This window comes from Streptomyces sp. NRRL F-5123, assembly GCF_000721495.1.
GTDB lineage: Bacteria > Actinomycetota > Actinomycetes > Streptomycetales > Streptomycetaceae > Actinacidiphila.
The window spans coordinates 65,010-86,078 of the sequence record NZ_JOHY01000058.1 but is presented as its reverse complement, the minus strand read 5'-3'; the positions used below and the strand labels follow the sequence as shown (position 1 = coordinate 86,078).

Genomic DNA, 21,069 nt, shown 5'->3' with positions numbered 1-21,069 from the left:
TTCGGCGCCGCGGCGCAACTGACCACCGGATGGGACTTCACCCAGACAGCGGCCGCAGATTTCAACGGTGACGGCCAGGCCGACCGACTACGACGGGAACGGCAAGGCCGACATCATCGCCCGCGACGACTCCACCGGCACCCTCTACATCTGGGCCGGGCACGGCGACACCACCTTCGGCGCTGCCACCAAGCTCACCACCGGCTGGTAGCCCGACCGCCTCACCCCACTCACCACCACCGGAGGAGAGAACTCTTTTGATGCACCGCACCACACGTGCGTTGCGGTCGGCCGCCGTCACCACCGCCGTCTGCGCCCTGACGGGCGGGCTGGCGGCAGCCGTTCCGCAGGCGGCACAGGCCGCGCAGCCCACCACGACCGCACCCCCCGCCAGGACCTCCACAACCGCCACCCCTGCCACCCCTGCCACCCCTGCCACCCCTGCCACCCCTGCCACCCCTGCCACCAGCCTGCGTGCGGCATTCGACAACAACGCCATCCGTGACGCAGTGGCGGTCCGCGGGCCCGCGGCGGGCATCGACGGGGCCGGAGGCGGCCTCCCGTCCGCCGAGCTGGACCGGGCCGGCTGGACCAGGGGCTCGAAGATCACCGTGAACGGCACCGCCTACACCCGTGCGGACGTCCCGCCGGGCGCCCCGGACAACGTGGTCGCGGCGGGGCAGACCGTTGCGGTCAGCGGCTCGGGGGACGCCCTCGGGTTTCTCGCCACCGCCGCCAACGGCCCCGTCTCGGGGACGGGTTCGGTCACCTACACCGACGGGACCACCTCGCCGTACACCCTCACCGTGGACGACTGGGCCGGGAAGGCCGACGGGGGCACCGCGGTGACCGTTCCGCACCGCCTCGACGCGGCGGGACGGGCAACCGCCGCGGGGCGGCTGTCGGCCGTCACCGTGCCCCTCGACCGGACCAGGACCGTGGCGTCCGTCACGCTACCGGGCACCGGCGGCAGCGGCAGCGGCAGCGGCACCGCGGCGATCCCGTCGCTCCACGTCTTCGACATCGCCGTGCGCAACACCGCGCAGGCCCCGAACGGCCAGTTCTGGACCGGAAGCTGGGCCACCTCCTACGGGGTCGCGCTCCCGATCCACCAGACACCCGCGGACTGGACCAGGCAGACGCTGCGGATGGTCGTCCACCCCAACACCACGGGGGGCACCGCCCGGATCCGGTTCGCCAACACCTTCGCCACCGCCCCGGTGACCCTCGGCCACGTGACGCTCGCGACCCAGCGGGCGAAGGGCGAACCGGAGCCGACGCAGACCCCCGTGCCGCTGACCTTCGCCGGCGCGCAAAGCACCACCCTCGCGGCCGGCGCGGAGGTCTACAGCGATCCGGTCACCTTCCCGGTCACCGCCGGCACCAGCCTGATGGTGAGCGTGTACCTCCCGGGCCCGGTCACCCTGGCGCCGATGCACCCCATGGCGATGTCCACGTCCTTCACCAGCAGCCGGCTGGGCGGGGACCACACGATGGACACCACCGGGAGCGGCTTCCCCGGCACGTTCGCCTTCTGGACGCTGCTGAGCGGGGTGGACGTCACCACCGCCGAGGACATCGGCACGACGGTCGCCCTCGGCGACTCGCAGACCGACTGCGGCCGAACGGAGGTGGACGGGAACGAGCGGTGGACGGACTACTACGCCGCGGACGTCAACAGCCACGGCCAGGTGACCGGGGTCCTCAACGAAGGACTGTCAGCCACCCGGTTGCTGACCGACAGCGCCGTCAACGGCCCGAGCGCACTCAACCGGCTGGAACGGGACGTCTTCAGCCAGCCCGGCGTACGCACCCTCGTCCTGTACGACGGCATCAACGACATCGCCCTCGACGGCTCGTCCACGGCCTCCCTGGAGCAGGGCGTCCGCACCATCGCGGCACAGGCGCGGCAGAGGGGCATCCGGGTGGTGGTGGCGACGATCCCACCCTTCTCCGGATACGACCACTACAGCGACGCCAAGGACACCGTGCGCCAACAGTTCAACGCCTACATCAGGACCACCTCGGACGTGGACGGCCGCACCGACTTCGACCTGGCCACCCGCGACCCCGACATGCCCGCCCAGCTGCTCGCCGGCTACTACGACCCCGGTTACGACCACCTGCACCTCACCCCCCTGGCCACCAAGAAGGTCGCGGACACCCTGGCAGCCGGCCACGACGGCCCTTCGCCTGCCAGACGGCGGCCGCGGACTTCACCGGCGACGGGAAGGCGGACATCATCGCCCGCGACAGCTCGGGGAACCTGAAGATGTGGGCGGGTAACGGCGACGGCTCGTTCGGCGCCGCCCGCCAGGTGACCAGCGGATGGAACTTCACGCAGACCGCCGCAGCCGACTTCGACGGAAACGGCAAGGCCGACATCATCGCCCGCGACACCTCGGGAAACCTGAAGATCTGGGCCGGGCACGGCGACGGCACCTTCGGCGCCGCGGCGCAGCTGACCACCGGATGGGACTTCACCCAGACGGCGGCCGCAGATTTCAACGGTGACGGCCAGGCCGACATCATCGCCCGCGACGCCGCCGGGAATCTGAAGATGTGGACACACAACCCGGGCGGTTACTTCAACGCAGCGAAGCAGGTCACCACGGGCTGGGACTTCAGCCAGACCTCGGTCGCCGACTACGACGGGAACGGCAAGGCCGACATCATCGCCCGCGACGACTCCACCACCACCCTCTACATCTGGGCCGGGCACGGCGACACCACCTTCGCCGGCAAGGCCGCACTCACCAGCGGCTGGTAGGACCCGGTCCGCTCCGCTGAACGGCCGTCCGGGGCGTCCCCGCCGCGCGGGGACGCCCCTGCGGCCAGGGGCCGCAGGCACCCGCAAAAGTAGGCAAGGGTCCGGTAGGTGCCTCTTTCGTGTCGTCCGACCGTGGCGGCGCGGACCGCCTGTCAGTAGGCCTTGCGCACCCGGGCGGCCTTGCGGGCCTCGGCCATCGCGCGCGCCTCCGCGGCCTTGCGGGATTCCTTCGGCGGGCGGCCCGCCCGTGTGCCTGGGCCCCGGAACGCCACGCTGCCGGTCTTCTCCCTGTCCTGCACCGGCGGGCGCTTCGCACCTGTGATGCTGCTCAGCCTCTCCTCGCCGGAGCGGACCTGGGTGACCGTGGGGCGGATTCCCGCGTCCGACATCATCCTGTTCACGTCCCGGCGCTGACCGGGCGTGACCAGCGTGACCACCCTGCCGGACTCCCCGGCCCGCGCGGTGCGCCCGCCTCGGTGGAGGTAGTCCTTGGGGTCGGAGGGCGGATCCACGTTGACGACGAGGTCCAGGTGCTCGACGTGGATGCCGCGGGCGGCGACGTTGGTCGCCACCAGTACCGTGATCTCGCCGTCCTTGAACTGGGCCAACGTGTGCGTGCGCTGCGGTTGCGACTTCCCGCTGTGCAGAGCACCCGCCCGTACGCCGCTGCTCCGCAGGTGGCGGGTGAACTGGTCCACACCGTGCTTGGTGTCCAGGAACATCAGCACCCGCCCGTCCCGGGCTGCGATCTCGGTGGCTGTCGCGTACTTGTCGGCGGGATGGACGTTCAGTACGTGATGCTCCATCGTCTCGACCGAGCCCTCCGCCCGATCGACCGTGACGAGCACCGGGTCACTCAGATAGTTCCTGACCAGTTGATCGACATTGTGGTCGAGCGTCGCCGAGAACAGCATCCGCTGCCCGCCGGGGGGCATCCGGTCCAGGGTCTCCGAGACCTGCGGCAGGAAGCCCATGTCGCACATCTGGTCCGCCTCGTCCAGCACCGCGATCCGCACCCGGTCCAGGTGACAGTCGCGCCGGGCGACGAGATCGGCCAGCCGTCCCGGCGTCGCCACCACGACCTCGGCACCCTCCCGGAGCGCCGCCGCCTGCCGGCCGATCGCCAGCCCGCCGACCACGGTCACCGAGCGTAGCCCGAGCACCTCCGCGTAGGGCGTCAGCGCCTCGCTCACCTGCTGCGCGAGTTCCCTCGTCGGCACCAGGACCAGCGCGAGAGGGCGCTTCGGCTCGGCGCGCCGGCCCGCCGTACGCGCGAGGAGCGCAAGCCCGAAAGCAAGGGTCTTTCCCGAGCCGGTCCGCGCGCGGCCGAGGACGTCCCGGCCTGCCAGCGCGCTCGGCAAAGTGGCCGCCTGGATCGGGAACGGATTCCGTACCCCGAGCCCCGTGAGCACTCCCGTCAGCTCGACCGGTAGGTCCAGCTCCGCGAAGGACCCGACCGGTGGAAGGCCGGGCACCGACGTTCCCGGCACCGAGTACTCGCCCCGCGGGGCCCCTCCGCGGTCGGACCCGCCGGGTCGGGAGCGGTCGGAGGCCGGCTGCTTCGCCTTCATGGGTCCTTCCTCGATTCGGCGCCCCGAACGAGCCTGGGCCCGTACCTTGTCCGGCACGGGCCCAGGCTGTCCACAAGCGTGTCCCCCACTTTACCAGCGCAGGCCTCGCGCCGGCCGCCTCACCTCGTCGTGCCGCTCTACCCCGCTGAGCGCGCCGCGCCTGGCCCGCCGCCGCCTCCAGCACGCCGGCCACCCCGACCTGCCGTGGCTCACCCGGGACCGCGGCCCGCTCGGCCCCCAGCCGCACCGGCAGCGGTGGTGTGCTCCCACCTGGTCGGGTGCTTCACAGGACACGTCGAGATCGCGACGCCGTAATCAGCCGTTATCGGACGTTCTCTGGCTAGTTTCTCTGCTTGACCGGCCCATTCCGGTGTTCGGAGGTTTCCTCGTTGGACACACCGTTGCTCACCGGCCACAGCCTGACGGCCGAGGACGTCTACCGACTCGCGTCGCGTCCCGTCGCCCTCGGTCTGGATGGCGCCGCGCGCGCCCGGATGGAGGCCGGCGCCCGGGCGTTGCAGACCGTCCTCAGCGGCGGCGAGGCGGTGTACGGGGTCACCACGGGTTTCGGTGACAGCTGTACCGAATTCTTCACGGCCGAACAGGCGGAGGCGCTGCAGCAGAACCTCCTGCGGTTCCTGCAGTGCGGAACACCCCCGTACGCCGATGCCCGCGTGGTGCGCGCCACGCTCGTCATCCGGGCGAACTGCCTGGCCAACGGCGCCTCCGGAGTGCGCCCCGCCCTGGTGGAACGCCTGCTGGCGATGGTGGAGCACGATGTGCTGCCGCTGGTCCCCGAGCGCGGCTCGGTGGGAGCGAGCGGTGATCTGGTGCCGCTGGCCTATGTCGCGAGAGCCCTGGTGGGAGAGGGCGAAGTGCGCGTCGCCGGCGTACTGGGCACAGCCGCCCAGGCCTGGCGCGACCGGGGGCTCGAACCTCTGACGCTCCGGGCCAAGGAGGCGCTGGGGCTGGTCAACGGCACGTCCTTCATGTCGGCCTTCGCGTGCCTGACCCTCGCCGGCGCCACCCGCCTGGCGGCCGCAGCGGAAGCGACGACGGCGCTGGTCGTCGAGGTGCTGCGGGGGAACGTCGCGCACTATGACGACTTCCTGCACCGGTGCAAGCCGTATCCGGGGCAGGTGGCCAGCGCGCGGACCATCCGGGAACGGCTCCGCGGCTCTGGGCTGGCCGTGGACGCCGACCAGGCGCGCGCCGCGGTCCCGCCGCTCGCCGACGGCACGCACCGGCATCTCGACCGGGGCGTTCAGGACCGCTACTCCCTGCGGTGCGCACCCCATGTCCTGGGCGTGCTGCGCGACACGCTCTCCTGGGGTGAGCAGTGGTTGCGGGTCGAGATCAACTCGGCGAACGACAACCCGCTGATCGAGGTGTCCGCGGGACAACCGGTGATGCACAGCGGTGGCAACTTCTACGGCGGTCATGTCTGTCAGGCCATGGACGCGCTCAAGACCGCCGTGGCCAGCACCGCCGACCTGCTGGACCGGCAGCTCGCCCTTCTGGTCGACACCGCGTACAACCGCGGGCTGCCCGCCAACCTGTCGGGCTCGGCCCGGCTCGCGGAGCCGGCCCTCCACCACGGTCTGAAGGGAGTCCAGCTGGCCTGCTCCTCGCTCACCGCCGAAGCGCTGAAACTGACCATGCCCGCAGCCGTGTTCTCGCGGTCCACCGAGTGCCACAACCAGGACAAGGTGAGCATGGGCACCCATGCCGCCCGGGATGCCCGGACCGTCCTGGAACTGGCGACCGGTGTCGTCGCCCATGTCCTGCTGGCGGCCTGCCAGGCGGCCGATCTCCGCGGCACCTCCCTGCTCTCCCCCGCGGGCCGGAAGCTGCACTCCGCGGTACGGGAAGTGAGTGCCCCGCTCGTCGGGGACCGGCCGCTGGAGAAGGATCTCGCGGCAGTGGCAGCTCTCGTGCGGGACGCCCCTCCGCATGTGTGGGCCGTCCCGCCGCCGCCTCCCACCGGCCCGCCCGGAGGCGGCGGCCCCGTACCCGGGTCAGTCCACCGCGACGGCCCTGCGTACGGACCGCCCGCTGAGCCGGGGGCCGAGGGGGCGGCCGATGCGTAGCAGGATCTGCGGCCGCCACCCGTGCTCCAGCTCCGCGGCGAGTCCTGCCGCCAGCGCGGGTATCTCCACCGGGCCGGCCTGGATGTCGTGCGCCAGCCCGTCGGCGGCCGCGCGCAGCAGGAGGCGGTAGGCGGCGCGGCCCGCGTCGCACCAGGCCGTCGGGTCGTCGGCTCGCGTCGCCACGACGACGACCAGCCCGGGTGCCGTCGCATACACGTCGCGTACGGACGCGGCCGCCTCCTCGGCGTCCGCGTGCTCCCGGAACCACTCGGCGGCCGGCATGTCGCGGCGTTCGGTTCCCGGGAAGAGCGCCTCCACCGCCATCCCCCTGGTCGCGGGCTCCCCGTGCCAGTGCACGAGTCCGGCGAGTTCCCTGCGCATGGGGAGCAGGGACAGGGCGGTGCCGAGGCCCGAGCCCGCGAGTCCGCCGATCCTCGCCACGGCGTCCCGGTCGGTGATCGGGAAGAGCCGGGTGTCGGCCCCGGAAGCCGCCGGTCCACCGGAGTCCAGCCAGGCGGGCGCCGCCAGCGGTGCGTAGGGGCCCCGGTCGGTGTGCCGGTCCGAGATGGCCCTGTAGACAGGGGAGTCCCCCGCGGGGGCGCAACCGGTGAGCGCCAGCACCGCCGTCGTGCGGTCGCCCGGGACCTGTGCCGTGCGCGTGACGCGGGCGCGGATCCCCCAGCGGTGCGCTGCGACGACGAACGCCTCGACGTACATGGCCAGGGAGAGCGCCGTCTGGCGCCCGGTGGGGTCGCTCGCGTCCAGTGCGTAGGCGTCATGACGGCCGATGTGCAGCTCGCTGCCGATGAGCCTGCACTCCCACGGCTGCGCGTTGTGGGCGGAAGGGGCGCGGCCCGCGACGTCGGCGAGGTAGCGCACCTGGTCCTGGAGAGTGCCGTCCACGGGGTAGGAGCCCGGCTCCTGCGTCATGGCGCGTCCCCGAACATCGCCCGCAGACTCTGCCTGTACTCGGCCCCGACGCGCTCGCGCTCGGCCACCGCTGCGGGAGAGCGGTGCCCGACGTCCAGGGCCTCGTCCAGAGCGACCGCGTACCGCCCCGACGGCATGGGCCGGCCTGTGAGGATGCGCCGGGCCGCGTAGGCCAGCGCGGCACCGGCGAGAGCGGCCGCCGTGCCGAGTTGCGGCCAGCCGACCAGCCGTGTGCCCACCTGGAGGAGCGACAGCTTCACCCGTACGGTCATCTCCGGGCCCACCAGCGCGTCGGCCAGGGTGACGCGTTCGGCGTCCGCGAGGCGGTCGCCCAGCCGGCACAGCCGGGCTTCGTCGACCGCCCCGTGGAACAGCGGCCGCTCCGGCTCCAGATCGAAGCGTTCCACGTCCACGAGGACGTTGTCCCCGTTGTCGGTCGCCATGAGGACCGGTATCCGCCGGGCACGCGCGGCGAAGCGGGCGAAGGCCTTCGTCCGCAGGTCGTCGGTCTCCTCGACGAGCAGGTCGAGGCAGTCGGCGCCGCGGCCGAAGAACGCCTCGGCCGAGCGTTCCGTCAGCCCGTCGAACACCTCGATGCGCTGGAAGGGGTTGAGTTCCCACAGGCGCTCGGCGCAGATCGCGGTCTTGGCCGCACCCAGGTGGCACACCGACGCCGTCACCCTGTTGAGGTTCGTGGCTCCGAGGACGTCAGGATCGGCGATGCGCAACCGGCCCGCGCCCCCCGTGCCGACCAGGGTCGTGACCGCGGACATCCCGACGCTCAGTCCGGCCACACCGACCCGGGCGGCCTGGTAGAGCTCCTGTTCCCGCGGGGTGATCAGGTCGCGGTTGCGCGCTGTCCGCAGCCGCAGGAACGTCGCCTCGTCCGGCAGGTGGACAGCGGTGCGCCGCCACGGGAAGTAGGCCCACACGCCGGCCCCGCGCACGTCGCCGCCGTTCCACCGGGCGGCCAGGTAGCGCCGGAAGGTGATGCCGTAGAAGGGGGAGTCCGGCGCGAGGAAGGGGAACTCGATGCGGAAGAGTTCCTCCACGATGCCGGGAAGGGCGTCCACCTCGTGCACCGCTTCCCCGCCGGACCGCAACTCCTCGAAGTCCGCGACGTCCTGGCGGCGCGTCATGTCGTACAGGCGGACGCCGGCCGGTGACGGGGCGCGGGGGCACATCACGGTGCGACCCGCCGGCTCTTGCCGGTCCGCGCGAACGCCGGATCGCCGTACGGGAGCAGGACCACGTCCAGGGTGCACCGTCCGGGCATCGCTTCCTCCAGCTTGCGGTACTCGCCGTTCGACGCCCGCAGGGACTCGCCGACGGCCTGTTCGACGCGCCGCCGCAGCGACGCACTCCCCGTGGCGCCGGGGGCCAGTTCCACCCGCAGGCGCAGGAACTGCCCGCCGGTCTCGGCGTCCTCCCTGGCGAGGAGGAACCTGCCCGACGTCTCGGACGCCGGATCCGGTCGTTCCAGTCCGTCCTTGATGTCGTCCGGGAAGATGTTGACCCCGTACAGGGTGCACATGACGTCCGTGCGTCCGTACAGCCCGACGAAATGCCCCGTCGAGGGCCTGGCCAGGTCGTCGGGCACGTCGCGGCCGCACCGGGCCATGGCGTCGGACAGCGCCTTCGCCGAGATCACCCTGCCCACGTCACCGATGCGGTAGCGGATCAGCGGCAGACCGCTGCGCACCGTGAGGACGAGATGCCCGTCGACGTCCTCGACGTGGCGGTGGCGCGGATCGAACTCGACCAGCGCGGGCAGCGAACCGGCGCCGGGGAACAGCGCCTCGCACAGCTCCGGATCCTCGGCCGCGGCACGTCGGACGTACACGCTCAGCGGTGACTCGACACCGATGATCCCCGCGTCCGCCGAACCGTAGATCCCCAGCGAGCCGGTGAGAGGATCCGCCGTCCTCGCCGCCCGGTGCACGCCCTCGCGCCAGCTCTCGGAGAAGCTCTCACCCGAGAACAGCAGGCGGAGCCGTAGCTTTTCCAGGGGCACGCCGGCGGCGGAGGCGGCGACCAGCACGTCGCGGACGAGGGGTGGGTAGCCCATGACCACGGTCTGTTCGAAACCGGGGGCGACGTCACGCAAGGCCCTGACGTTCTCGTCGATGTCGATGCCCGGACTGATGACCGTGAGCCGGTAGCCCTGCCGTGCCAGGCGGAGAGCCGCCTGCAACTGGTAGGTGCCGGCCACGTGTACGCCCATGAAGAAGGAGATCACGCACAGCGTGGACCGCTCACGGCAGCCGAAGGTGTCGAACAGGGGGGCGTTGAGGAGTACGGCTTCCCGGAGGCTGTCCTCGTTCTGGGGCCAGTAGCACGGGGTTCCGCTCGACCCCGTGCTCGACGCCATCAGGCGGACGCCGTCGAGACTGCCGTCCCACATCAGGTCGGCCAGGGGGTACGACCGCAGGTAGTTCTGCTTGGTGGTGACGGGGACCCGGCCGAAGTCGGCCGTTTCCACCAGCAGAGCCGGGTCGCAGCCCCGGCGGCGCAGGAAGTCCGCGTAGGCCGGTATCGACGACGACGCCCGCCGGAAGAGTTCCAGGGGCCAGTCGCCGGCCGCCGGGGTGGTCGGATCGGACATGGGAACCCCGCGTTTCTCGCTGACCACGACGCTATGTGCGGCGCTCGCAGCCGGCCACAGGTGATGCACCACACGGGTGACGTGCGCGAACCCGGCGCAGCTCCGCCGCGGGCGCCGCGCCGCGCGGTGGTGCCGTCGTGTCCGCGCTCGTGTCCCCGTACGGCCGGGGCCACCCCGGGCGGGACCGTCTCGGCCGGCGGCTTCGACTTCGCCTGGCCCGACAGCGGTGGGGGGTACGACGGTCCCCCGGGCGGGGGTAGTGACGTGCCCCGGCCCCGTACCGGAGAATCGCCGGGTGGAGAACGGGGATGTGCTGGCCGGGCGGTACCGGCTCGAACGGGTGCTGGGCCGCGGCGGCATGGGCGCGGTGTGGCTGGGGCGGGACGAGACGGTGCTGGACCGCGACGTGGCGGTCAAGGTACTGCACGAGACGTCGGCGGACCCGACGGCGGTGCGCAGATTCCGGAAGGAGGCGGCGACGCTCGCGGGTCTGCAGCACCCGGGCATCACCGTCGTGCACGACGCCGGCAGCCACGAGGGGCAGTTGTTCCTCGTGATGGAGCTGCTGCACGGCGCCGACCTGGCCCGCCTGACGGCCCGGCACCCGCAGGGGCTGCCGCTCGACACGGTGCTCGACCTGTCACGGCAGACCGCGGAAGCCCTGGCCGCCGCGCACAGCCGGGGCGTCATCCACCGGGACCTGAAGCCGGCGAACCTCTTCCTCCAGGACGACGGCCGGGTCAAGATCTGCGACTTCGGCATCGCCCGCGGCACCGACACGACCTCCACCCTGACCGAGAGCGGCCGGGTGGTCGGCACGCCCGCGTACATGTCGCCCGAACAGTGCCAGGACCTGCCGCTCGAAACCCGCAGCGACATGTACGCGCTCGGCTGCGTCATGTACGAACTCCTCACCGGGGAGCCGCCGTTCACGCCTCGCCAGCCGCTGTACGCGTTGTTGCGGCAGCACGCGGAGGTGCCCGCGCCGCCCCTTGCCGACCGGCGCCCCGATGTCCCCGGCCGGCTGGCCGACCTGGTGGCCTCTCTGCTCGCCAAGAGCCCGCGGGACCGGCCGGACGCGCCGGCCCTCGCCGCCGGACTGGCCACGTCCCCGACTCCCGCGCCGCCCATCCGCAGCCCGCTGGCGACGACCCGCCGCGACGTGCCCACCCCCTCCCCCGCGCCGCATTCCGCCTCGCAGCCGACCGGTTTCACGCTGCGCATGTCGCTGCCCGTCCCCGGCGGCGTACGGGCGCTGGCGCCCAGTCCCGACGGCCGCGTCCTGGCCGGCGCCGGGCAGGGCGTACGCCTGTGGGACACCGGTACCGGCGAGCAGCTCCGTGAGATGACCGGCTGGCACGGCAAACGGCTGTCGAACATGAGCGCGGTGGCGTTCAGCCCGGACGGCCGGCTGCTGGCGGCGACCCGCACGGACAAGCTGATCAGGCTGTGGAACACGCACACCGGGGAGCCGGAGCGCGAACTGAAGCACGGCGGGCCGCTGACCACCCTGAGCGCCGTCGCCTTCAGCCCCGACGGCCGGATGCTCGCTTCCGGGGGCTCCGGCCCGGTCAGGCTGTGGGACCTGCGGTCCGGCGCGCTCCTGCGTGCCCTCCGTGGCAGCTCCGACGGCGTCAACGACCTGGTCTTCAGCCCCAACGGCAAGACGCTGGCCGGCGTCACCAACGAGCACGTCTTCGCCTGGGACACCGCCACCGGCGAGCGGCTCTTCTCCCTGATGTCCCCGCGGTCCCCCTTCCGCTCCCTGGCGTTCAGCCCGGACGGGGGCACGCTGGCCAGCGCCGGTGTCGACCAGTTCCATCTGCGCGACGCCGTCTCCGGCGAGCGCCACCGGACTTTCGCCGGCCTCACCGGCGCACGCGGCGCCAAGTACCAGGGCATCCTGTCGATCGTGGAGTGCGTAGCCTTCAGCCCCGACGGCACCGTGCTGGCCGGCGGCGGCAACGACAGGGCAGTCCGCCTCTGGGACCCGGCGACCGGCGCGGAACTCGCCGCCCTGACCGCCGCCCACACCGCCACGGTCTCCGGAGTGGCCTTCACCCCCGACGGCCGCACGCTGGCCACCGCGGCCGGCGCATGGCCCGACTCCAGGGGCGAACTCTGCCTGTGGACAGCCACCCCGTGAATCGGGGCATGGACACCGAACCCTCCACGACTACCAGCATGTCGCTTGACCGGCCCAGATGACTGATCGGCACCCGCCAGCGCGACCCGGGCCGGCGTCCGGCCGCCCCGCCGGGCAACAGCCCGGCGGGGCCACGACCGCCACGGGCCCACCGACCTCATGTTTGGCCGGGGAAGACGTCGCCCCCGTGTTCACGACGGCAACATCTGCACCCTGCGAGGTCCGCCCCGGAGGTCGGCTATCCGAGGGTCCACTGCTGGTTGCTACCGCCGTTGCACGACCAGAGGTCCGCCAGAGCTCCATTGGCGGTAGAGGCTCCGGTCACGTCCAGGCACAGGCCGGACTGGACGCCGGTGATCGTGCCGTTGGAGTTGACGTTCCACTGCTGGTTGGCCTGCCCGTTGCAGGACCAGACGACCGCCTTCGTGCCGTTCGCGGTGCCCTTGGCGTTCGCGTCCAGGCACAGGGTGCTGCCTCCGACCGTGATCGTCAGTTCCTTCGACGAGGTGTGCGTCCAGGTCTGGTTGGCCTGGCCGTTACAGGCGTATATCTGCTGCTGGGTGCCCAGCGTCGTCGTCGAGTTCGGGTCGTCCAGGCACTTGCCCGCGCCCACCGCGTGCAGCGCACCCGTGGTGGCGGTGGTGGTGCCGGTACCGTCCAGGCCCATGAAGTGGATGGCGTAGGCGGCCATCTGCGTGCCCTGGATCGGCAGTTGGTGCCCGGCACCGACGATGCTGTACGTCTCGACCTGCGTGCTGCCGGAGCCGTTGGCGTATCGGGAACGGTTCCAGTTGGCGACCGGGGTGTCAGTCGAGGACGGGGTCTGACTCACCCCGAGTACGTTCGTCCACTGCTTGGTCTCTTCACCGAGGTTGTTGTAGTTCAGGGTGGTGTCGGCGGTGCCGTGCCACAGCTGCACCCGGGGACGCGGCCCGGTGTAACCGGGGTCGGCGTTGTTGCGCACCAGGTCGCCCCACTGCTGCGGGGTCATGGAGACCTGACCCCCGGCGCAGGGCCCGTTCCAGCCGCGCACAGTGCCCGTGTAGAAGCAGTGGTAGGGCACGCCCATGAACGCCGCGCCGGCCTTGAACACGTCCGGGTAGTCCGCGAGCATGACGTTGGTCATCATCCCGCCCGACGACTCCCCGGTCACGTACACGGCGTTGGGGTTCCCGCCGTAGTGCTGCTCGGTGTACGTGATCATGGACATCAGCCCGACCGGGTCACTGCCGCCGCCCCGCCTCAGAGCCTGGTCGGACGAGACGTCCCAACAACTGCCGGCCGGGTTGGACGAGGGGTAGATGACGATGAACCCGTCCTGGTCCGCCAGCGATCCGAAGTCGGTGCTGGAGTACAAGTAGGGCCCGGAGCCTTGGCAGCCGTGCAGTGCGAGCAGGATCGGCGGGTTGGCCTTGACGCTGTTCGGCACGTACACGTACATCTGCAGATTGGTCGGGTTGGTACCGAAGTTCGTGACCTGGGTCAACGAGGCCGCGGCAGCCTGAGGTGCGGCGGGCAGGCCCACACCGATCGCGGCGACGACCGCGAGGATCAGGCCGAGCAGGCGGGACTGCCAATACCGGATTCGCGCCATGGGATCTTTTCCTCCAGTGTTGTTTGCGCTAACAATGGTGGGGCGGGGGCGTCCCCGGGTTCCTCACAGGGGGTTCCGCATCGCCGTTCGCGGCAGGTGGAGGGCGACGGCGAGGTCGTCGCGGCACCGGTCCGCCACCGGGACGCGAAGGCCTGGTCGACTTCAGGCCCTCTCCTTCAGGCCGCTGCCCGGGTTGCCGGTCCTCACCGCCGACCGCCCATGGCATGCCACTTGACCAGCGGTCTGGTGCAACGGCGCCCACAGCGGTGGTGAATCGCTCAGAAGCGGGCCGGCCGGCCGCGCGAGATCCCCGCGCCTCCCGGTGGAAGCGGCGGACGACGGAGCCAGGGCAGGGTTTGTCCTCGGATCACAGCGGCACTCCTGAAAGGGAGAACGTGGTCGCTCACGAAAAAAGTGAGCGCTCACATTCAGCGTGGGGGGTCAGGCATGTGCGGTCGGGCACCCCCGGGCGGTGCCCCGGTGGAATGCCGAAATGAGACTGGCACATCCCCCTCCGACACCTCAAGGGGCGTGCAGCAACGGACTTGTTCCCGCAAGGGCCCGAGCCCAACGGGAGCCCGACGCGTCGAGACGCCCGGCACGTCAACAGGGCGGCTCGCCGCCGTCCCGCCCGCGACGGCGCTCGGGTCCTTTGACGTATCCACCGGGACCAACCATCCCGAAAGGGAGACCACTCACGCCCTTGGCTGCTGTCATGCGGCCCTGGCTGTGCCAATTTTCCCTCAAATTCGGCTCCGGACCGGACATCTGACGGGCCCACCGTGATCAACTCTGACGTGCGCAGACCAAATGCACAAACCAAATGCACAGACCGACACCGCGCTACGCAAGGGGTTACCTGTTGCACGCTTCAGCCCGGAAAAGACACTGGCTCGCTGTACCGGTGGCGGCCGCGCTGGCCGCACTGTTCGCGTTCCCGGCGGGTGCCGCCCCCGGCGGCCACGCCACCCACCCGCGGCTGGCCGCGGAGAAGGCCGCCGAGCAGGACGCCACCGCGACGCCGGCCGGCAAGGACGACGGCGGGGACGACGACAGCGGTGAGGAGTCCGACGAGATCGCCGAGGGCGCGGCCCAGTACGCCGAGGCCCGCACCTCGCCCGGCGTCGTCGCGCCGGGCGCGTTCTCCGCGGCCTGGGACCAGCTGAACAAGCTGCCCTCGACCGGCAGCAGCTGGCAGCACCTCACGGGGCTGCCGTACGACTCCGACGACCCCCGCTACCGCGACTACGACTCGAACTCCAGCGGCGGAGCGGGCCTGGTGACCGGCCGGGCCGCGGCGCTGGCGGCGGACGACGGCGGCTACGTCTACGAGGGCAGCGCCGGCGGCGGCGTCTGGCGCTCGTCCACCGGCGGCGGGCACTGGCAGCCGATCAGCGACACGCTGCCGACCCAGGCCACCGGCGCCCTCGCGCTCGACAAGGGCGGCCGGCTGTGGCTCGGCACCGGCGAGGCCACCACGAACGCCGACGCCTACCAGGGCAGCGGCGTGTACGTCCTCAGCCACCCGCGGTCCGGCACCTTCACCGCGTCCGACCGGGTGGGCGGCAAGGAGCTCGACTCCACCACGATCCACACCCTGCGCTTCGGCGGCGACCGGGTGTGGGCGTCCACGAGCGAGGGTGTGTGGAGCCACTCCACCAGCGACCTGCGCGGCCCCTGGACGCTGGAGTTCGCCCCCAACCCCGACTACCTGCCGGGCGGCACGCTGGCCCACGACCCGAACGCGCCGTACAAGAACATCGCCAACGACGTGGCGATCGACCCGCGCGACCCCGGCAAGGTGATGCTGGCGATCGGGTGGCGCAGCGGTGACACCTACAACGGCTTCTACACCAAGCAGCACGGCACCTGGACCAGGGTCGACTCGCTCGGCGCGCTGCCGACCGACCCGGACGACGTGGGCAACGTGACCTTCGCGCGGTCCGCCGACGGCTCGCGGTACTACGCCGTCAACCAGTCGCCGGAGAAGCTGAACGCCGGGGACGCGACCATCCTGGACGGCATCTACGTCTCGAAGTCCGGCAGCCCGCTCGGCCCCTGGACCAGGATCGCGGACGCCGACACCCTGGCCGCCGCCGGCTCGGCCCTGGACCCGCCGGGCAGCCAGGCCTGGTACAACGAGTTCCTCCAGGTCGACCCGACGAACCCCGACCACGTGTACGCCGGTCTGGAAGAGGTCTTCGAGACCACGGACGGCGGCTCCAGCTGGTCGGCCGTCGGCGCGTACTGGAACTTCTACTTCCCCTGCTGGAGCATCGACCCGGCCGAGCAGACCGGTGACTGCCAGCCGACGACCCACCCCGACCAGCACGCGGTGGCGGTCGGCAGCTACCACGGGAAGTCCTACGTCTACGTCGGCGACGACGGCGGCGTCTACAAGCGCCCGCTCAACGGCCACAAGGACGCGGACGGCCACGCCACCGACTGGGTCTCCACCAACGACGGCACCATCGACACCCTGCAGTACTACTCGGTGGGCGTCGGCAAGGACCCGGCCGGGCACGGCCTGGCCGTCAACGGCGGCCTGCAGGACAACGGCCAGTCCCAGCTCCGCGCCGGAGACAAGGTGATGGGCTCCAACTTCGGCGGCGACGGCGGCGACACCCTCACCGACCCGGCGAACGGCTGCAACATCGCCCAGGAGTACGTCTACCTCGCCGTCAACGTCACGCAGAACTGCGCGGTCAACGACGGTGCCTGGGTGGAGGACCCGACGAAGGCCACCAGCTACGACGTGGCCCCGCCGGACAACGAGACCGGCGCCGCCCGCTTCACCGCGCCGCTGACCGCCGACACCGAGAACGGTGACGTGTGGGTCGCGGGCGGGCAGCACGTGTGGGTGCAGACCCACGGCTACGCCATCCGCAGCGGGGACGAGTGGACGGACGCCTTCGACCTCGGCGCCGGCCACACCGCCACCGCGGTCGCGGCGCAGGGCGGCAAGGTGTACGCCGCGTGGTGCGGGCCCTGCAACAACCAGGGCTTCACGCGCGGCCTGGCCGTCGGCAACGAGGACGGTACCGGCTGGCACCAGGTCGACCTGCCCTCCACGGGCGCCCAGGGCGCGGTGCCCAACCGCTACCTCGCCGGGCTCACCGTCGACCCGTCCGACTCCGCGCACGTCTACCTCGCCGTGAACGGCTTCTCGCGGCATTGGACGGAGGGCCCGGGCGCCGGCTTCGGCCACGTCTTCGAGTCGCACGACGGCGGCACCACCTGGAAGGACATCTCCGCGAACCTGCCGGACGTGCCGGCCGACGCGCTGCTGGCGCGGCCCGACGGCGGCCTCGTGCTCGCCACCGACATGGGCGTCGTCTACCGCGCCCCCCACCACACCGGCTGGGAGCGCGTCGGCCGCATGCCGGCGGTCGCGGTGCTCCAGCTCAAGCCCGGCCCCGACGGCCGGATCTACGCGGCCACCCACGGCCGCGGTCTGTACGCGATCGACGCCGGTTCGCTGAAGTAGCCCCGCCCCGCGCCGACCACGGGCGCCCCGCCACCTCCGGGTGGCGGGACGCTTCCGCGTCGGCGCCCGCCCCGACCAGCGAGGAGAGCACGGGGCTGACCCCCCGGGCCGCGTGGCAGCCGTTCACGATCGGCCGCCTCGGGCGTACCGCCGGCATTGCGGGTGCCGATTCATCGTCCGGGCCGGTCACGCGGCTCGCCGGTAGTCGTGCGGGGTCCCGCGGAGTCGGTTCTGCCGGCGGAACTCCAGGTGCGTGATGCCTTCCGGCACGCGGACCGGCTCGGGTACCTCCGGTGGGACCGCGACACGCAGCTCGGCCGGGACGATGCCCTCGCATCGCGGCCCTGCTACGAGACGGTTCGTGACTGCCGACGGGCATCAGCCCGCATCGAGCAGCCCTCGTCCCCACCAGTCGCGCGTGTCGTGGACGCCGGGGAGGACGAAGAAGTAGCCACCGCCGACCGGGGAGATGTAGTCGACGAGTGGTTCGTCGACGAGGCGGGTCTGCACGGCCTCGAACTGCCGCACGACGTCCTGCTGGTAGCAGCAGAAGACCAGGCCCATGTCGAGGTTGCCGACGGAGTCGACGCCGCGGTCGTAGTTGAAGCCGCGGCGCAGGATGCGGGAGTCGTCGGTCCTGGCCGTGCGCGGGTTGGCCATGCGGATGTGGGCGTCCAGCGGGATGGCGTTGCCGTCGGGGTCCTTGGAGTAGTTGGGGGGGTCGGTCTCCTGGGCGCCGTCCAGGGGTGCGCCGGTGTCCTTGCGGCGGCCGAACATCTTCTCCTGCTCGGTGAGGGAGACGCGGTCCCAGAACTCCACGAGCATCCGGATGATCCGGATGACCTGGTAGCTGCCGCCGGTGGCCCAGGAGGGTTCGCCGAGGCCGTCGGTGACCCACACCAGACGGTCCATCTCCCTGGTGGAGGACACGTCGGGGTTGGCGATGCCGTCCTTGAAACCGAGCAGGTTGCGCTGTGCTCCGGTGGGGCGCGGGGCGTTCTGGAAGCCGTCGATGCGCCACTTGATCTGCATCGCCCCGCGGGTGTGGCGGGCGATGTCGCGCAGGGCGTGCAGCACGGTGTCCGTGCTGCCGCCGCAGATCTGCAGCGAGAGGTCGCCGTGGCACTCGGCGGCCTGGAGGTTGTCGTTGGGGAAGACCCGCATGGGGCCGAGGCGTCGCGGCTTGGCGGCGGCCAGGCCGTAACGGTCGTCGAAGAGGGACGCGCCGACGCCGAGGGTCACGGTGAGGGCGTCGGCGGGGACCGTCGGGCCGAGGATGCCGTTGTCGGAGGGCGGGGCGCCGACACCGAGGTCGGCAGGTGTGCCGCCGGCGGTCAGGAAGCGGGCCCGGTCGGTGAGCGTACGCAGCAGGTCGGCGAGTTCCGCCCGGTTGTCGGCGATGACGTCGAACGAGACGAAGGTGGCCGCGGCCGGGGCGGGGGTGGTGATGCCCGCCTGGTGCACGCCGTGGAAGGGGACGGCGGGGGCGCGGCCCGGTACGGCGGAGTCCGACGCGCGGGCGGTGCCGCTGCCCGTCGCCGAGGTCAGTGCGAAGCCGCCGCCGGCCAGCGCGGCCGCGCCGGCTCCCGCGCCGAACGCGGTCTTCACGAAGGACCGGCGTCCTGCGCCCGTCGGGCAGGCGCCCTGCGGTACGGCCGGGGCCTCGTGCCCTTCAGGGCGGGGGGAGTCGGCGGACATGGGAGGCTTCCCTTCGGGGCGGGGCGGGGCGGGGTGCTGGCTGGCAGGCGGGTGTGCGGCGCGGGTCGGCCGGTCGGTCGCCTGCAGGGCCGCGACGGGCGTGGTGGCAGGCGGAGGGGGTTGCTCGTCACGCGGACTTCCGGACCTCGAGGAGGTCGGGCACCGGTGCCAGGTCCTCCAGTAGCTGCCCGGTCGCACCGTTGATCTTCTGCCGTGCCGTCGAGTCCAGCTTCTCGACCGGCGTCCACGCGGCGCCGTGGTGCGCGGCGTCGAGCAGGCGCTGCAGTCGTGCGATGTCGGCGTCGATGACTACGAGCTGTTGCGGCGCCCGGCGGGTGATCAGCGGGCGCAGTACGTCCAGCAGTTCGCGGGTGCCGGCCAGGTTGGCGTCGGCGGTGGCCAGGTTGCTGCCGCTGCCCTGGTCGGTGCCGCCCGTCAGCTCGAACTGGAGGGTGTTCTCCAGGATCTCGTGGCTGCGCAGCGGCAGGTCGGACGGGTCGAAGTCCTGCGTGGGGAACGCCTTGTGCAGCCCGGTCACGTCCTTGTCGAGCTGGTCGGCGAAGGGGCGCAGGGCCGCTGCGGACTGCCCGTGCCACAGGCCGTACTCGATGCGGTGGAAGCCGGTGAAGTCCGGGTCGGTGACGCCGCCGGGAAGGCCGTCCTTGCGGCCGTCGATCTTCGCGTCGAAGTCGGCGAAGGTGCCGTAGGCCGCGCCGAGCGAGGAGTACGTGAGGTGCGCGGTCAGCCAGTCGGTCCGGGCCGCGCCGAGGTCCCCGGCCTCGAGGTCGGCGGCGAGCTTCGCGGTCTGCGTCCGGAGCTTGCCGAGCCCGGCGTCCACGTACGTCCGGTACGCGGCGAGCGGCGGTTCCAGCTCCGTGGCGGCGAGCGGAAGCACGGGCTTGGCGGAGCCGCCGCCACTGACCCGTACCGTCGCGGAGGTCACCGCCTTGCCGCCGGTCGGCACGCAGCGCCAGGCGTACGCGCCGCTGCCGACGGTGGCGACGAGGTCGCGGGTGGTGCCGGGGGCCAGACCCTCGATCTCGCCGTACACCGCATTGCTGGCCGGGTCGATGAGGTAGACCTCGGACGCCTTGTCGCCGGTGTTGTGCATGCGGAACGTCTGGCGGCCGGGCTGCGGGGCCGTGAAACCCTCGCCGCAGGCCGTCTCCGACACGCTCACGGTCGAGGCTGCCGGCTTCTTCCCGCCGGACGCGGCGATGACGACGCCGGCGGCGACGGCCGGGACGGCGAGGACGGCGACCGGTACGGTCCAGCGCGGCACACGCCGGGCGGCGACCACGCCCGCGGGCGCCGCGGCGGCCGCCGGCTTCGCCGCCGCGGGCGCGGCCCGCAGCCCACGCACGAACAGGCTCATGACCACGGCCAGGTACACCACGTACGCCACGACCTGAAGCCACGTCATCTGCGTGGTGAGGTTGAGCACTCCCTGTACGAGCTGTGCGTACCACGAGGTCGCGTCGACGTGCGCGGAGACGTCCACCAGGTACGAGCCACCGCCCGGCAGGACCTTGCCCTCCTGGAGGTCGCGAAGGCCGTAACCGAGCACGCCGGCCGCGATGACGATCAGCCCGAAGCCGGTCCAGGTGAAGAACCTGGTCAGGTTGATCTTCAGGACGCGCGTGTAGAGCCCCCGGCACAGTCCGGTCGCCAGCACGAGGCCGATCGCGCCGCCGAGCAGCGGCCCGGCGCTGGACCCGTGCGCGGTCTGCGCGTTGGTCCACAGGAAGAGCGCGGTCTCCAGTCCCTCGCGGCCGACCGCGAGGAAACTCGTGACGACCAGCGCGCCGGCGCCCATGGTGAGCGCGGCTGCCACCTTCTCCTTGATCTCCCCGGACAGATTGCGCGCGTTCCGGCGCATCCAGAAGATCATCACGGTGACGAAGGCCACCGCGACCACCGAGAGGAAGCCGCCGAAAGCCTCCTGGGCGGTGGTGGCCATCTGCTGCGAGCTGAACGTCAGCACCGCACCGAAGCTGAGCGACAAGCCGACCGCGGCGGCAACGCCGGTCCACACCTGGGGCAGCCGTTCCTTGTTGCCGCCGCGGACCAGGGTGGCCACCAGGATCGAGACAACAAGCCCTGCCTCAAGGCCTTCCCGCAGGCCGATAAGGAAGTTGGGGAACATGTTGTCCCACATGAAGGTGCCCTCCCCGGACC

13 protein-coding genes are annotated in these 21,069 nt (G+C 72.0%); 6 read left to right on the top strand and 7 right to left on the bottom strand.

Annotation, left to right across the window (positions count from 1 at the left end):
* Window positions 1-67 precede the first annotated feature (67 nt).
* The 3 genes from IH54_RS45870 to IH54_RS0132225 are packed head-to-tail and all read left to right on the top strand — an operon-like array spanning window position 68 to window position 2,770.
* Window positions 68-211 (top strand): FG-GAP repeat domain-containing protein, encoded by a 144-nt coding sequence (locus IH54_RS45870; RefSeq protein WP_159012211.1) that lies wholly within the window; start codon window positions 68-70, stop codon window positions 209-211.
* Window positions 212-260: 49 nt separating this feature from the next.
* A complete protein-coding gene (locus tag IH54_RS0132230; RefSeq protein WP_052398118.1) occupies window positions 261-2,270 on the top strand; it encodes a GDSL-type esterase/lipase family protein in 2,010 nt (669 codons plus the stop codon).
* Between the two features lie 2 nt (window positions 2,271-2,272).
* Entirely contained in the window at window positions 2,273-2,770 is a 498-nt protein-coding gene (locus IH54_RS0132225) for an FG-GAP repeat domain-containing protein (RefSeq protein ID WP_052398117.1), read from the top strand.
* 152 nt (window positions 2,771-2,922) lie between these two features.
* Here the strand turns inward: IH54_RS0132225 and IH54_RS0132220 are convergent, their stop codons facing one another.
* Entirely contained in the window at window positions 2,923-4,341 is a 1,419-nt protein-coding gene (locus IH54_RS0132220) for a DEAD/DEAH box helicase (protein ID WP_031523761.1), read from the bottom strand.
* Window positions 4,342-4,730: 389 nt separating this feature from the next.
* On the opposite strand from IH54_RS0132220, the gene IH54_RS0132215 reads away from it, so the two are divergent.
* The gene (locus IH54_RS0132215; protein ID WP_199923496.1) at window positions 4,731-6,431 is read left to right on the top strand and encodes an HAL/PAL/TAL family ammonia-lyase; all 1,701 of its coding nucleotides are present in this window, start codon (window positions 4,731-4,733) and stop codon (window positions 6,429-6,431) included.
* On the opposite strand, the gene IH54_RS0132210 is transcribed toward IH54_RS0132215, so the two are convergent.
* The 3 genes from IH54_RS0132210 to IH54_RS0132200 are packed head-to-tail and all read right to left on the bottom strand — an operon-like array spanning window position 6,360 to window position 9,966.
* Window positions 6,360-7,361: a hypothetical protein gene (locus tag IH54_RS0132210; RefSeq protein WP_031523756.1), complete on the bottom strand. Its 1,002-nt coding sequence runs from the start codon at window positions 7,359-7,361 to the stop codon at window positions 6,360-6,362. The two genes, IH54_RS0132215 and IH54_RS0132210, sit on opposite strands and share 72 nt — an antisense overlap.
* Window positions 7,358-8,500 (bottom strand): ThiF family adenylyltransferase, encoded by a 1,143-nt coding sequence (locus IH54_RS0132205; protein WP_159012208.1) that lies wholly within the window; start codon window positions 8,498-8,500, stop codon window positions 7,358-7,360. Before IH54_RS0132205 ends, IH54_RS0132210 begins: the two co-directional genes overlap by 4 nt.
* A 44-nt stretch (window positions 8,501-8,544) precedes the next feature.
* Window positions 8,545-9,966: a phenylacetate--CoA ligase family protein gene (locus tag IH54_RS0132200; protein ID WP_052398115.1), complete on the bottom strand. Its 1,422-nt coding sequence runs from the start codon at window positions 9,964-9,966 to the stop codon at window positions 8,545-8,547.
* A 295-nt stretch (window positions 9,967-10,261) separates the two neighbouring features.
* Between IH54_RS0132200 and IH54_RS42085 the strand changes: the two genes are divergently transcribed.
* Window positions 10,262-12,112 carry a WD40 repeat domain-containing serine/threonine protein kinase gene (locus IH54_RS42085; RefSeq protein ID WP_052398114.1) on the top strand — a complete coding sequence of 617 codons (1,851 nt, stop codon included), beginning with the start codon at window positions 10,262-10,264 and terminating at the stop codon, window positions 12,110-12,112.
* 238 nt (window positions 12,113-12,350) lie between these two features.
* Here the strand turns inward: IH54_RS42085 and IH54_RS0132190 are convergent, their stop codons facing one another.
* The gene (locus IH54_RS0132190) at window positions 12,351-13,706 is read right to left on the bottom strand and encodes a PHB depolymerase family esterase (protein ID WP_031523748.1); all 1,356 of its coding nucleotides are present in this window, start codon (window positions 13,704-13,706) and stop codon (window positions 12,351-12,353) included.
* A gap of 823 nt (window positions 13,707-14,529) precedes the next feature.
* On the opposite strand from IH54_RS0132190, the gene IH54_RS0132185 reads away from it, so the two are divergent.
* Entirely contained in the window at window positions 14,530-17,193 is a 2,664-nt protein-coding gene (locus tag IH54_RS0132185) for a glycosyl hydrolase (RefSeq protein ID WP_420711813.1), read from the top strand.
* Window positions 17,194-17,571: 378 nt separating this feature from the next.
* Here the strand turns inward: IH54_RS0132185 and efeB are convergent, their stop codons facing one another.
* Window positions 17,572-18,891 (bottom strand): iron uptake transporter deferrochelatase/peroxidase subunit, encoded by a 1,320-nt coding sequence (gene efeB / locus IH54_RS0132180; RefSeq protein WP_031523744.1) that lies wholly within the window; start codon window positions 18,889-18,891, stop codon window positions 17,572-17,574.
* Between the two features lie 127 nt (window positions 18,892-19,018).
* Complete coding sequence (efeU, locus tag IH54_RS0132175; protein WP_031523742.1) at window positions 19,019-21,049, bottom strand: iron uptake transporter permease EfeU; 2,031 nt, start codon at window positions 21,047-21,049, stop codon at window positions 19,019-19,021.
* Window positions 21,050-21,069 lie beyond the last annotated feature (20 nt).

What these genes read in the sequence shown, in the direction of transcription:
- IH54_RS0132200 (WP_052398115.1), bottom strand. Translation starts at nt 9,966, where the DNA reads ATGTCCGATCCGACCACCCCGGCGGCCGGCGACTGGCCCCTGGAACTC.
- IH54_RS0132185 (WP_420711813.1), top strand. Translation starts at nt 14,530, where the DNA reads ATGCACAGACCGACACCGCGCTACGCAAGGGGTTACCTGTTGCACGCT.
- IH54_RS0132205 (WP_159012208.1), bottom strand. Translation starts at nt 8,500, where the DNA reads ATGACGCGCCGCCAGGACGTCGCGGACTTCGAGGAGTTGCGGTCCGGC.
- IH54_RS0132210 (WP_031523756.1), bottom strand. Translation starts at nt 7,361, where the DNA reads ATGACGCAGGAGCCGGGCTCCTACCCCGTGGACGGCACTCTCCAGGAC.
- efeU (WP_031523742.1), bottom strand. Translation starts at nt 21,049, where the DNA reads ATGTGGGACAACATGTTCCCCAACTTCCTTATCGGCCTGCGGGAAGGC.
- IH54_RS0132190 (WP_031523748.1), bottom strand. Translation starts at nt 13,706, where the DNA reads ATGGCGCGAATCCGGTATTGGCAGTCCCGCCTGCTCGGCCTGATCCTC.
- IH54_RS0132225 (WP_052398117.1), top strand. Translation starts at nt 2,273, where the DNA reads ATGTGGGCGGGTAACGGCGACGGCTCGTTCGGCGCCGCCCGCCAGGTG.
- IH54_RS0132220 (WP_031523761.1), bottom strand. Translation starts at nt 4,341, where the DNA reads ATGAAGGCGAAGCAGCCGGCCTCCGACCGCTCCCGACCCGGCGGGTCC.
- efeB (WP_031523744.1), bottom strand. Translation starts at nt 18,891, where the DNA reads ATGTCCGCCGACTCCCCCCGCCCTGAAGGGCACGAGGCCCCGGCCGTA.
- IH54_RS0132230 (WP_052398118.1), top strand. Translation starts at nt 261, where the DNA reads ATGCACCGCACCACACGTGCGTTGCGGTCGGCCGCCGTCACCACCGCC.